The sequence below is a fragment of the uncultured Gemmiger sp. genome, from assembly GCA_944388105.1.
GTDB lineage: Bacteria > Bacillota > Clostridia > Oscillospirales > Ruminococcaceae > Gemmiger.
The window spans coordinates 14,623-27,340 of the sequence record CALXHN010000023.1; the positions used below are offsets into that span (position 1 = coordinate 14,623).

8 protein-coding genes are annotated in these 12,718 nt (G+C 63.6%); all 8 read right to left on the bottom strand.

What is annotated here, in order from left to right; genetic code table 11:
- Positions 1-49: 49 nt before the first annotated feature.
- Complete coding sequence (locus tag Q0K17_RS04475; protein ID WP_294540388.1) at positions 50-3,532, bottom strand: UvrD-helicase domain-containing protein; 3,483 nt, start codon at positions 3,530-3,532, stop codon at positions 50-52.
- A gap of 29 nt (positions 3,533-3,561) precedes the next feature.
- On the bottom strand, positions 3,562-6,906 hold the full coding sequence (locus Q0K17_RS04480; RefSeq protein ID WP_294540390.1) for a PD-(D/E)XK nuclease family protein: 3,345 nt from the start codon (positions 6,904-6,906) through the stop codon (positions 3,562-3,564).
- 46 nt (positions 6,907-6,952) lie between these two features.
- Positions 6,953-7,567, bottom strand: a complete 615-nt coding sequence (locus Q0K17_RS04485; protein ID WP_294540392.1) for a stage II sporulation protein R — start codon at positions 7,565-7,567, stop codon at positions 6,953-6,955.
- Positions 7,568-7,645: 78 nt separating this feature from the next.
- Positions 7,646-8,554 carry a 4-(cytidine 5'-diphospho)-2-C-methyl-D-erythritol kinase gene (gene ispE, locus Q0K17_RS04490; RefSeq protein ID WP_294540394.1) on the bottom strand — a complete coding sequence of 303 codons (909 nt, stop codon included), beginning with the start codon at positions 8,552-8,554 and terminating at the stop codon, positions 7,646-7,648.
- A gap of 23 nt (positions 8,555-8,577) precedes the next feature.
- Positions 8,578-9,762, bottom strand: a complete 1,185-nt coding sequence (locus Q0K17_RS04495; RefSeq protein ID WP_294540396.1) for an aminotransferase class I/II-fold pyridoxal phosphate-dependent enzyme — start codon at positions 9,760-9,762, stop codon at positions 8,578-8,580.
- Complete coding sequence (locus Q0K17_RS04500; protein WP_294540399.1) at positions 9,762-10,241, bottom strand: Lrp/AsnC family transcriptional regulator; 480 nt, start codon at positions 10,239-10,241, stop codon at positions 9,762-9,764. The genes Q0K17_RS04495 and Q0K17_RS04500 overlap by 1 nt, the downstream gene beginning before the upstream one ends.
- A 174-nt stretch (positions 10,242-10,415) precedes the next feature.
- Positions 10,416-11,186 (bottom strand): TIGR03915 family putative DNA repair protein, encoded by a 771-nt coding sequence (locus Q0K17_RS04505; RefSeq protein ID WP_294540401.1) that lies wholly within the window; start codon positions 11,184-11,186, stop codon positions 10,416-10,418.
- Entirely contained in the window at positions 11,165-12,529 is a 1,365-nt protein-coding gene (locus tag Q0K17_RS04510; RefSeq protein ID WP_294540403.1) for a putative DNA modification/repair radical SAM protein, read from the bottom strand. Before Q0K17_RS04510 ends, Q0K17_RS04505 begins: the two co-directional genes overlap by 22 nt.
- Positions 12,530-12,718 lie beyond the last annotated feature (189 nt).

The following is a 12,718-nucleotide window of genomic DNA, read 5'->3' on the forward strand; positions in this document are numbered from 1 at the left end:
GCACAGGCAAATAAAATTACACTCTGCCGTTCAACCGGCCGGTTTCTCCTCATTGCAGAGGCACATCGACCTCCTGCTGCAGGGAGAAGGAATAGATGGTCAGACGGTTCACCGGCACCCCCAGGCGCAGCGCAAAGGCCCGACGATACAGCCGCAGCTGTGCCCCGTATTCCTTTATATAGTAATCCGGGTCCCGGGAACGGTCGGTCTTGTAGTCCACGATCTCGGCGTGGTCATCAAAGACCAGCACCAGGTCGGCAATGCCCTGTACAAGAACGGCGGCCCGGGCCGGCGCATCGCCGATGACCTCCGAGGCGGGCAGAGAGGTGATGAAGGGTTCTTCCCGCAGGATGCGCTTTGCCTGCCGGATGCGCCGCCACAGCGGCCCCTGCAGGAAGGGGCGCACCGCTTCCAGGTCCAGTACCTTGGCCAGCGCCGGATCCAGCAGACGCAGGTCCAGCTGGCGCTGCACCTCGGCATCCAGGTCGGGTTCCGCCTCCTCAAAAGGCATGCTTTGCAGAAAAGCATGCAGTGCGGTGCCCCGTTCCGCCCCGGTCATTCCGTCTTTCTGCAGGAAGGCCGGACGTTCCAGCGCCACGTCCCGGGCCGCGTGGGTCACGGCAGAGACGCTGACCTTGACCGGGATATCATGCAGCAGTTCCGCCGGGTCCTGCCATTGGAAGTTCTGCAGCAGCGCCTGCTGCAGGGCTGCATCCGGCTGCGCCTCCGGCTGGGGAACCGCCGCGGCAGCGGGCGGAGGCGGGGTTTCCACCTGCACCTGCAGCGGGGCCTGACTGGACACATAGGTGGGCAGGAATTCGGTGTATCCCCAAAGCTTCTGCCCCATGGGATGGCGCAGCGCGGCAGTAAGCAGCCAGCCGCCCCAGTTCTGGAATCCCTGCAGCGTTTCGGCCCCGGTTGCCCCTGCCGCCGCGCACAGCGCCGGCACGGCCAGTTCCCGTTCCAGGTCCTTGCAGGGCACCGTGATGATAAGGGCATCCTGCGCACGGGTCAGGGCCACGTACAGGATCCGCATTTCCTCGCTGAGGGTCTCGGCACGGATGCTCTGGGCCAGGGCTGCGTAGGGCAGGGTCTTGTACCGGCTGGCCCGGGTGCCGTCCCGCAGGGTGAGCCCCACCCCCAGGTTGCGGTGGCAAAGCACCGGACGGACCACATCACTCTGGTTGAATTTATGGGTGGTGCCCGCCACAAAGACCACCGGGAATTCCAGGCCCTTGGAGCGGTGCACCGTCATGATGGAAACACAGCCGGGACGGCTCTGTCCCCCGCCGCCGGGGGTGACACCGCCGTTTTGCTGGGCGGCATTCATGGCGCGGATCAGGGACGGAAGTCCCCGGGCGCCCGCCCCGGAGGCCCAGGACGCAAACGCAAGCAGATCTTCCCGGCAGCGGGCACCGTCGGGCATGGCCCCCGCCGCAGCCAGATAGCCGGTGCGGGCAAAGAGCTCTTCGATCAGCGCCGGAACCGGCAGCGTGCGGGCCAGATGGCGGAAGGTCTGCAGATCGTCCAGGAAGGGACCGAACCGGTCCCGGGGTCCCTGGCGCACAGCGGCATACAGGCTACCTCCCGGCACTTTGGCCCGCAGACGGACCAGATCATCGGGACGGCAGTCATACAGCGGACTGAGCAGCACCGCCGACAGCTCCACATCCTGGGCAGGGTTATCGATGATGCGAAGCAGCGCGGCAAAGGGCCGCACATGGGGGGTGTCCAGCAGATCGGCGGCTGCATCCGCGAAGACGGGGATGCCCGCCGCGCGCAGGGCCGACTCGTATACCGGGAAATCGCCCCGGCTGCGCAGCAGGATGCAGAAGTCCTCGCTGCGGCAGGGACGGACCTGGTCCCCTTCCCGTACCTGGAACCCATCCTTCTCCATGTCCAGGATCCGGGCTGCGATGGCCCGGGCATCGTCGGCGGCAGGGTCGGTGCAGCCGTTCAGGACCAGCAGTTCGCACCGGCCGTCGTAGCTGCCGGGTTTGCCCACCACCAGGCGCTGTCCCGGACCGTAGGCGATGCCGCCCAGGTTGGCGGAAAATACCTGGTCAAACAGGAAGTTGACGCCCTCGATCACCGCAGGCGCGCTGCGGAAGTTGGCATCCAGCGCGATGGTGGCTGGTCGGGTCATGGTCCCGCCCGCAGGCACCGCGTACGGCGCCCAGGCTTTCTGTTTTTCGGTGAACACCGTGGGGTCGGCCTGACGGAAACGGTAGATGCTCTGCTTGATATCTCCCACGAAAAAGAGGTTGTCCCCTTCGGGGGAAGCCAGAGAAAAATAAATGGCATCCTGCAGTGCGTTGGTGTCCTGGTATTCGTCCACCAGCACCGCCGCATAGCGGGCACTGACTGTGCGGCACAGGGCCGTGCGCTCCCCCGCCGGGGTCTGAAGCAGATCCAGGGTCAGATGCTCATAGTCGGCATAATCCAGCACCTTTTCTTCCAGCTTTGCCGCAAAGTATGCCTGGGAAAATTGCCGGACCACACGCACCAGGGCTGCCACCAGAGGTTCGGCGCGGCGGCGGTCCTCCTCAAATTCGGAGGCCGTACACAGCAGAAAGTCCGTCTTGAGCTTTTCCACCTGCTTTTTGGCCCGGTCCCGCAGTTCGCTGGCCGCCTGGGCGGCTGGGTTCTGATCCTTGCCGCCCTTGATCCGACCGGGGCGCTTCCACTGCCCGAAGGGTTCCAGCGCCTGCACCGCCTTGTCCCAGTCACCGCCGCGCAGGCAGTTTGCCAGCAGCTGCAGTTTGCTCTGGTCATCCAGCAGCACCGCCGTGTAGGCACGGTCGGCTTCCTCGCTCCGGGTGGCGGAAGCGATGGCCGCATCAATGAGGCGCAGCGCCCCGTCCGTCCGGGCGGCGGCGGCAGAGAGAAGCGCCTTCCCCCACGCGGTGTTCTGCGGCGGCTCGGTGCCGGCCCACATGGCGGCAAAGTCATCCAGGACCTGGTCGGGATGCGGCAGGGTGCGGGTGAAATCGTACAGTTCCAGCACCACCGAACCGGCGGTATCATCAGTGCGGCCCCGGTCATACAGGTCCGCAAAGGCGCGGAAATCCGGGTCCGTATAGGCAGATTCCAGCACGGCAGCTAGGGTCTCCTGGCGCAGACGCCCCAAAGTGGCATCGTCGGCGGTCTCAAAGTCCGGCGGGATATCCAGGGCCGCAAAATGCTGCTGCACAAAGTGCAGGCAGAAGGCATCCACCGTGCCGATGGATGCCCGCTGCAGACGCAGCTGCTGGCGGCGCAGGCGGCTGTCGCCAGGGTGGAGGCGTACCTCCGCCTGCAGCCGCGCGGTGATATCGGCCCGCAGTTTGGCCGCAGCCGCGTTGGTGAACGTCATGATCAGAAGGCTGTCCGCCTCCACCGGATGCACCGGGTCGGTGATAAGACCCACGGCCCGTTCCACCAGGACGCGGGTCTTGCCCGAGCCGGCGGCAGCGCTGACCAGCAGACTGTCGCCCCGGGCCTGGATAGCGGCGGATTGTGCCGGGGTAAAACGAATGGTTGGATTGGCCATGGCAAACACCTGCAATTCAGTTCAGAAGGTCACAATTCGAAAGGGTCGCTTTCCGTGTCGGGAATGCGTTCGTTCTCGCCGTCGGCGTGGCGGCAGACCGAGCGGTAGTCACAGTACTGGCATGGACTGCGGCCGCCGGGTACAAAAGGTTCGGCGGCAATGCGGCCGCCATACAGGTCCTGGGCCATCCGGGTGAGAAGCTCGTCCAGATGATCCCGGATCCGGGTCATTTTTTCGGGAGAGGCCAGATGTTTGCGGGAAGCCGCGCTGACATCCCCGTTCTTGTTGAAGCTCAGCGGGACAAACTCTCCGGTCCCACGGGTGTCCATGGCACGGCAGATGCCGGAATCGTCCAGCAGCAGACCGTCCAGCGGGTAGGTGGGCGGCGCCGGCGTTCCGTTCTGTCCGGATTCCGGACGCGCACTGGTGACGGGGGACGGGTCCGCCAGAAGATATTCCACACCGGCCGCGGTCGCGCCGGGGAAAAGGGCTTCGCCGTTGCGCTCCAGGGTAAACAGATACAGCAGCATCTGGCAGTCCAGCCCGTGATATACCTCTTTCAGGTCGAACTTTTTGCTGCCGGTCTTATAGTCCACCACCCGCAGCCAGGTCCTGCCGTTCAGCGGCATGGCATCCACCCGGTCGATGGTCCCTACCACCCGCACTGTGTGTCCGGCGCCGTCGTCCAGTTCCACCGGCGTCACCCGCGGGGCGCCGGGATCGTCCGGGTCGGGACGGTCATCGATACGCAGCTCAAACGCCACCGGCTTGAATCCCGACTGGTTCATATCCCGCTGGATAAAGCCCAGCAGGCCCACCAGGTTGCGGGCAATGCGTTCCAGCAGATACTGCATCCGCACGCCGGCACCGGGCAGATTGGCGTCGGCGTATTCTTTGACCAGATCCTGTACCAGGCTCTCGATTTCCTCCGGCTTCAGGGTGCGGAAGCTTTCTCCCTGCCGGCGCAGCGCCTGTTCCAGCACCCAGTGGGTCAGCGTGCCGCTGATGTTGGGGGCCAGTTCGGCCTTCTGGCGCGGTTTGGCCTTCAGCACATACTGCATGAAGTACCCGAAGGGACACACCGCATACCGCTCAAAGCGGGTGGGACTGATATGCAGGCGCTGTCCCAGCAGCTTTTCCAGCGCTGCCGTGTCGGTGACCCGGGCAGGATCACGGCGGGCAGCCCGCTGCACCGCAGCAAAGCCCGGAGCAGCAGAGGGACTGCCCTGCACCGCCTGCAGCGCCTCCAGAACGGCAGCCCGCTGGGGTGTATTCTGCTGCCAGACGCTGCCCAGCAGATCCAGGGCCGCCGCGGGGGTGGCCCCCAGATCCGCCGGTTCCGGCTCCACGCGGGGGATGGACATCAGGTCCAGCGCGGGTGCCAGGGCAGCCGTGACCGGCAGCCCTGCCGCGCCTCCCGGCCAGGACATCCACAGCCAGCGGGCCGGGGCGGTCAATGCCTTGTAAAAGCAGACCTGTTCCCGGATGGCCCGGTTTTCAAAACAGTCGGGCAGTTCCGCCCCCTGGGCGATCATGGAATCACGGTCGGCATGGGTCAGCAATCCCTGGTCGCCGGGGGTCTGGGGGAACTCCCCTTCCGCCAGACCCAGCACGAAACAGGCGTCGGTTTCCGGCAGCCGCATGCGGCCGGCCGTGGTAAAAATAACGCTGTCCAGACTTTGGGGGATGTGCCCCATATCGGTGGTGCGCAGCAGCAGGGAGAACAGGTCGGCATACTCCGCAGGGGTCAGCATTTCTTTTTCGCCCAACAGGCGGACCAGATCGTTGAGCAGGCCGATGACCACGTTCCATTCCCGCAGGGCCTCGTCCGCCGCCGGCAGCATCCCCTTGGCACGCAGTTCTTCCGCCAGCTGCTGCAGGGAGCTCTCCGCCCCCAGCGACTGCAGGAAGAGGTAGATCCGGCGGGTAAGTTCCCCCACCCATGCGCCCCGGGCCTTGTCCAGGAAGGTCTGGGCCCGTTCCACCAGAAAAAGGCGGGCAGCCTCGGCATTGGCCAGATCGGTGCGGTCCTGTTCCGACCAGGTATCCACGTACCCGGAGGGATTGCGGGTGAACGGCGCCCGCCAGTCATCGGCGTGGAGGGGCCATGTGTAGGCATAGTTTTCCAGGGCACAGGCCTGCTCTTCCGGTATATGTACCAGCCCGGTCTTGAGCAGGCGCAGCAGGGCCGTGCCGCCAAGTCCGCCGCGCAGCAGTTCCAGTGCCGCCTGTACCGCCCTGGCCGGGGCGGTGTTTTCGGGGGTGGTGGCCTCGTCACAGAACAACGGAATGTTCTGCAGGCGGAATTCGTACCGGACCGCCGGCAGATACAGCCCGGAATCCCGGCAGATCACCGCCATCCGCCCGTAGGGCACGCCGGTCCGCGCCAATGCCTTGACGGCCGCCGCGGCGGCTTTGGCCTCCGCCTGCCGGCTGTCCGCCTGACAGCAGCAGATGGCCGGCTGCTCCCCCGCTTTGACCGGAACAGGGCCGTCGGGCGTATACCCGGAGTCAGCCAGAAGAAGAGACAGTTCGGCCAGCGCAGGGGCGTTCTCGTGGCGGTAATCACCGGTGAGGGTCATGGTATGCACCGGGACCCCCGCCTGCCGTGCCATCCGCTGCAGGGTGGCGGCTACCTGTCGGGCTCCGCTGAACAATCCCACTCCGCCGTCGGTCTCCTGCAGATGGTCGCAGCAAAGGCTGACAGACAGGTCCGCGGCAGGCAGGATGGCCGCCAGCAGCGCCCGCTTGGGGGCGTTGAAGGTATCGAACTCATCAATATACACCGTCCGGCCGGCAAAGAAATCCCGGCCGCCGTCCGCTTCCTGCAGGCGCCGTGCCGCCAGTTCCTGGCGGTCGCCGGGGTCCATGGCGGTGCCGGCCAGAAGCCCTTCGTAGGTCTCGTAAATCAGCGCCAGTTCCGAAAGCTTGTCCCTGTCGGCGCCGGGGGCACGGGCATATTCGGCCAGCTTTCCAGGGCGGATGCCGGCGCTTTTCAGCTCATCGATGGTCTGGGCCACCTTCTCGCAGAAGGCTGCGCTGTGCCGCTGGCGGCTGTAATACACCACCTGGTCCAGCAAGGAATTCAGGGCCCGCCGCACCAGTACCGCACGGCCCGCCTCGGTCAGGGTCTGCACCGCAGCTCCGCCATACCGGCGCAGCAGGGTTTCCGCCAGAGAGGTGAAGGAGTAGCTCTCCACATAACCGGACAGGGTATCCCCCAATGTGCGGTACAGGGCCGCCTCGGTGGAGGAGGTGAACTGTTCCGGCACGATCAGGATGCTGCGCTGCCCCGCCTCCGCCCGGGACTTGAGTTCGGCCCGCAGGCGGGTGGACTTGCCGCTGCCCGAAGGCCCAAGAAGTAAAGTGAGCATGATAAACCGCCTTTCTGACAGAATGATGGATGAAGAATGGAAGGATTCAGGCTCCGGTCAGGCCGCGGACGGCATCCAGAAGCGCAAAACGGACTTCGTACTGCCCGAAGACCAGGGCATTTTCCTCGGCGCGGTCATAGCGGGCCTCGCTGCTGCCCACGCACAGGGCGGGATAGAGAACGCAGAACCAGTTGTGTCCCCTGGCACTGCCCAGCTCAATGCGCAGTGCCGTATATTCGCCGGCCGGAAGACGGAAGGTGCCGTAATCCTTGGCCTCGAATTCCCTTTGTTCCAGCCGGACTTCCACATTCTGGCGCCCCTGCACCACGTTCCGGGCAATGGCCTTCAGTTCAGGCAGTGCGGTCCGTACCGCCTCCACTGCCTGCTGCTTGGTCTGCGCATCAACGGTCAGTTCGGCCACCGTGTCCAGCACTGCGTCCCGGACCTGCAGTTTCAGCAGCTGGTCTTCCGGCGAATCGCTGTTGGCCAGGATGTGCAGGCGCAGGGTATCCCCGCAGATTTCCCGGCAGACCGCCCGGTAGCGTACCGCCGCGGCCGTCAGAAGGACCGTCAATACAAATGCCAGGGCAAATCCGATTTCCAGGACCCGCCGCGCCGAAACGCGCCGGGAGATGTACAGAGCATACGGAAAATATTTCATGAACAGAACACCCCTTTCGCCATGAGTATGGGCGAAAGGGGCGGATAGGATGCGGCTGTGTGCGGAGTTTCACACAATTCACACGCCGGCAGGCCGGGACCGGCGCCGGGGTTCGGGGCGCACGGCTGCGCCGCCGCGGGTGGGACGTGCCACGTATACCTGGCTGTACTGACCGCGCAGGGCATCGGCAGCGGCACGGGCCCGTTCTTCCTCCTCAAAGATGCCGAAGACCGCCGCGCCGGACCCGGTCATCAGACTGGTCAGGGCGCCGTTTTCATTGAGCAGGGCACAGATGGACGGTGTCTCGGTGGCACCGGAGCAATGTTCCAGGGCGTTGCCGGCCGCGGCACACACGCCGCGCAGGTCTCCGGCCCGCACGGCGGCTTCCTGCTTTTCGCAGTCAGGGTGCACCGGGCTGCCCAGCTGGTCATACCGCTGGAAAGCCTCCGGTGTGGAAATGCCCACGCTGGGCATGACCACCACAAACCAGCATTCCGGGCAGGGCGGCAGCGGCTTGAGCAGGTCGCCCACACCCCGCACCCGGCAGGTGCCGCCCATAAGCGCAAAGGGCACGTCTGCCCCGATTCCCGCGCCGATGGCGCAGAGTTCGCTCATGGAAAGACGGGCACCGTACAGTTCGTTCAGCCCCACCAGCACACCGGCGGCATCGGCACTGCCGCCGGCCATGCCGGCCCGTACCGGCACCTGTTTGTGGATGGTGATGTCCACCCCGGCCAGCAGGCCGGTATAGTCAAAGAAGGCCAGTGCCGCTTTGACCGCCGTGTTTTTGTTGTTCACCGGAACAAAGCTGCCGGGCATCCGCAGGTTCAGATAAGGACTGCGGCGCAGTTCCAGACGTTCATATAGATCAATGGTCTGCATGACCATATCCAGGTCATGGTATCCGTTGGGCAGGGTCCCCACCACATCCAGAGACAGATTCAGCTTGGCGGGGGCCAGCACGGTAACATTTTTTTTGGTATGCACAGGGGGATTCCCCTTTCCTAGCCTTATTTATTCTCGTTCAGCCAATCATGCTCTTCCAGGAAACGGCGGATGCGGCGCATGGCCGTCTGCAGGTGATCCACACTGTAGGCATAGCTGATGCGGGCAAATCCTTCTCCCGAGGCACCGAAAGCGTCGCCGGGGACAATGGCCACCTCCTGCTCCCGCAGAAGCCGTTCACAGAATTCCTCGCTGGTCAGGCCGCTGACCCGGATGCTGGGAAATACGTAAAAGGCGCCTCTCGGCTCAAAGCAGGCCAGTCCCATGTCATTGAGCGCCTTGACCACATAGCGGCGGCGGCGGTTGTACTCATCCCGCATGATCTCGATCTCATCATCGCAGGAGCGCAGAGCCACAATGGCTGCATACTGGCTGGTGGTGGGGGCGGACATGATGCAGCTCTGGTGAATCTTGGTCATGACCGAGATCACCGGCTGAGGACCCACCGCATATCCCAGGCGCCAGCCGGTCATGGCGTATGCCTTGCTGAAGCCGTTGACCACAACGGTGCGCTCCTTCATCTCAGGCAGACTGGCAATGCTGACATGGCGGTCCAGACCGTAGGTCAATTCGGCGTAGATCTCGTCCGACAGAACCATGATGTCGGTGCCGCGCAGCACCTCCGCAATGCCTTCCAGGGTCTGGCGGTCCATGACGGCGCCGGTGGGATTGTTGGGGAAAGGCAGGATCAGCAGCTTGGTGCGGGGCGTGATGGCCGCGCGCAGCGCTTCCGGTGTCAGGCGGAACTCATCCTCTGCCTTGGTGGCAATATGCACCGGCACGCCGCCGGTCAGCTGGGTGATGGGTTCATAGCAGACAAAGCAGGGCTCGGGGATGATGACCTCGTCCCCCGGTGCCACCAGGGCACGGATGGTCATGTCGATGGCTTCACTGCCGCCCACCGTGACAAGAACGTTCTCCGGCTTGTATTCCAGATCCATGCGGCGGGACAGGTACCGGCAGATCTCCGCCCGCAGTTCCTTGATGCCGGCGTTGGCGGTGTACTTGGTCTTGCCCTGTTCCAGGCTGCGGATTCCCGCGTCCCGGATGCTCCATGGCGTTTTGAAATCGGGTTCCCCTACGCCCAATGAGATGCAGTGCGGCATATCCGCCGCCAGATCAAAAAACTTGCGGATGCCGGACGGCCGCATCTCCTTGGCCGCCGGTGCAAGCAGTTGGTCGTAATTCATCACAGCACCGTACACTCCCTGTCGTCAGCTTCTTCGTTCTGGTACAGCCGGCCGCCGCGCTTGTAGGTGCGCAGCACAAAGCTGGTCGCCGTGGACAGAACATCGTCCAGCGGAGACAGGCGCTTGGCAACAAAGAGGGCGATCTCCTGGAAACTGTGCCCCTTTATGGTGACCTGCAGGTCGTAGCCGCCGCTCATGAGCAGGACGCTGTCCACCTCATCAAAGCTGGCAATGACCGAAGCGATCTCGTCAAAGCCGCGACTCTTGCGGGGAGAGACGTGCAGCTCGATGGAGGCTTCCACCAGATTGACCCCGGCACGCTCCCAATCGATCAGGGCCTCATAACCGCGGATGTATCCCTTTTCGGCGGCTTCATCCATCATGGCGGCCACTTCCACCGGGGTCTTATCCATCATGGCGGCGATATCCTCCACCGACAGGCGGGCGTTCTTTTCCAGAATATGCAGCAATTCTTCCATAGTGCAGCTCCCCTTTTGCAAGAATCTTATGCGGCCGCCTTCCGCCGGATTCCGTCCGGAAGCAGCCCACAAGCCGGATGCCGCTGATCCGTTGCACCGGACGCGGCAGCGATTTCTTATTATTATATCATATTCCGATACGGGGCGGAAGTCCTTTTCCGCCAGCAGGGTGGTTTATGGGTCTGCAAAAGTTTCCGGCTGCATCTCACACATATCCCGCCAGTATCGCTTGGGGGCGTGGGTGCGCTGGCAAATGGGGTTGCGTCTCTCCTGGATGGTCAGGGCGCGGAAAAAGCGTTTCCACAACGCCTGCCAGTCTTCTTCTGCCGGGTCCGGGGCCGGAGTGTACTGCTTCATCTGCATATAGCATACCCGCCCGCCGCGGCGCAGCAGCGCCATCCCATGGGTGGCATCAAAGATCATGAAATCTTCATCCGGCAGACGGCTGCAGAAGTGCCCACGCAGAAGAGGCAGGATATTGTGCCGGGGGTGAATGATGGAACCCAGCATGTTTCCGCGCTGTTCAAAGCGGAGAAATTCGATGTATTTGCAGCTTTCGTTGCTGACCGCCCGTTCCAGCTCAAAAGCAGCCGACACATCGGCGTCTCCCAGCATGCGGGCGGCGGAAGGCCCCCGCTCAAAGCACAGGCGGGCAAACCGAAGCAATATCAGTTCCTTGCCCGGTTCATCCGCCAGGAATCCGGTGGTGATCCGTTCCCGCACCACTGTTCCCAGCCGGTTCAGCCCCGCGGCCACCCGGCGTGCCAGTTCGGGACGGGTCTCGATCTCCCGCTGGGCAAACAGGGAGGTCTGCCCCTCGCTGGGCGGCAGCACCGCGGCGGGAATCTCCTTTTTGGAAAAGCTCTCGAAAATGCAGCACAGGAAGCCCTGGAAGCTGCCGTCATAACAATAGGAAACGTCACTTACAGCCGCTTGGTAAGACATGTCAGCGCCTCCTGTCTGGTCAATCTGGCGGCCTCCCGGGCATCCATACCCGCATCTGTCAACTGGTGCACCAAAGGCGCGGCTCCCGGCAGCGCCGCAGGCACAAAATCATCCAAAGAAAGCTGCCGCATCCCCACCCCGAAGGCGTTGGGGTCCAGCAGTGCAGCCGCCACCTCGGCACGGGTACCGTGTACGGGCGCTTTTCCGTTGCAGGTGATGAAATACCGCGCCCGTTTGAGGACCACGCCGATGCGCTTGAGCTCCTCCAGGCCCAGATGCTGCTGACGCCTTGCCGCCAGAATGCGCTGAACGCTTTTGGGGCCGATTCCCGGCACACGCAGCAGCTGCGCTTTGGTGGCCGTGTTCACCTCCACCGGAAAAAATTCCGGATGGCGCAGGGCCCAGTTGCATTTGGGGTCCAGGTAGGGGTCGAAGTTGGGTTCGTCCTCGTTGAGGATCTCCGCCGCCGAAAACTGATAATAGCGCAGCAGCCAGTCCGCCTGATACAGACGATGTTCCCGCAGAAGCGGCGGGCGGGTGGTGGTGGCGGGCAGACGCGGGTCAGGCACCACCGGAAGATAGGCGGAGAAAAACACACGTTTCAGCGCGTACTTTTTGTACAATCCTTCGGTCAGGCGCAGGATGTGCAGATCGTTTTCCGGCGTGGCGCCGATGATCATCTGGGTACTTTGTCCCGCCGGTGCAAAGGCGGGGGTATGGCGGTAGACGGCCATCTCCCGCCGGTTCTGTGCCGTGCGCTGGGCAATCTGCCCCATGGGCCGCAGGATCCCCGCCTTGTGTTTATCCGGGGCCAGCAGGCCCAGGCTTGCTTCGCTGGGAAGTTCGATGTTCACCGAAAGCCGGTCCGCCAGAAGCCCCAGACGCTCGACCAGGAGCGGGTCGGCGCCGGGGATGGCCTTGGCATGGATGTATCCGTTGAAGTGATATTCCTGCCGCAGGATCCGCAGGGCTTCGATCATTTTTTCCATGGTCACATCCGGGCTGCCCAGGACCGCACTGGAAAGAAAAAGCCCCTCGATATAATTGCGGCGGTAAAAGCCGATGGTCAGGTCTGCCAGTTCCCGGGGGGTGAACGTGGCCCGGGGGATATCATTGGTACGGCGGTTGACGCAGTAGCTGCAATCATAACTGCAGGCGTTGGAGTACAGCACCTTCAGAAGGGATACGCACCGGCCATCCGGCGTGAAGGCGTGGCAGATACCGGCTGCGCAGCAGCTGCCCAGGGCCCCGTGGCGCCCGGGCCGGTCCACGCCGCTGGAGGTGCAGGCCACATCATACTTGGCACTGTCCGCCAGAATTTCCAGCTTTTGTGCAAGATCCATGATAAGGGCCCTCCGATGCCAGAAAAGGTATAAAAAAGAAAGCCCGTCGTCCGGCCGTTTCCGGCGTTCCGGCGGGCTGCCGGAATGTATATGTGATGGTCCCTGTTATCGGGCTGCGCCTGCACGCTTATCGGACGCAAGTCCCGGTTAACGGACTTTTCTGCTGGTATACTGGTTACTGTAAAAAGG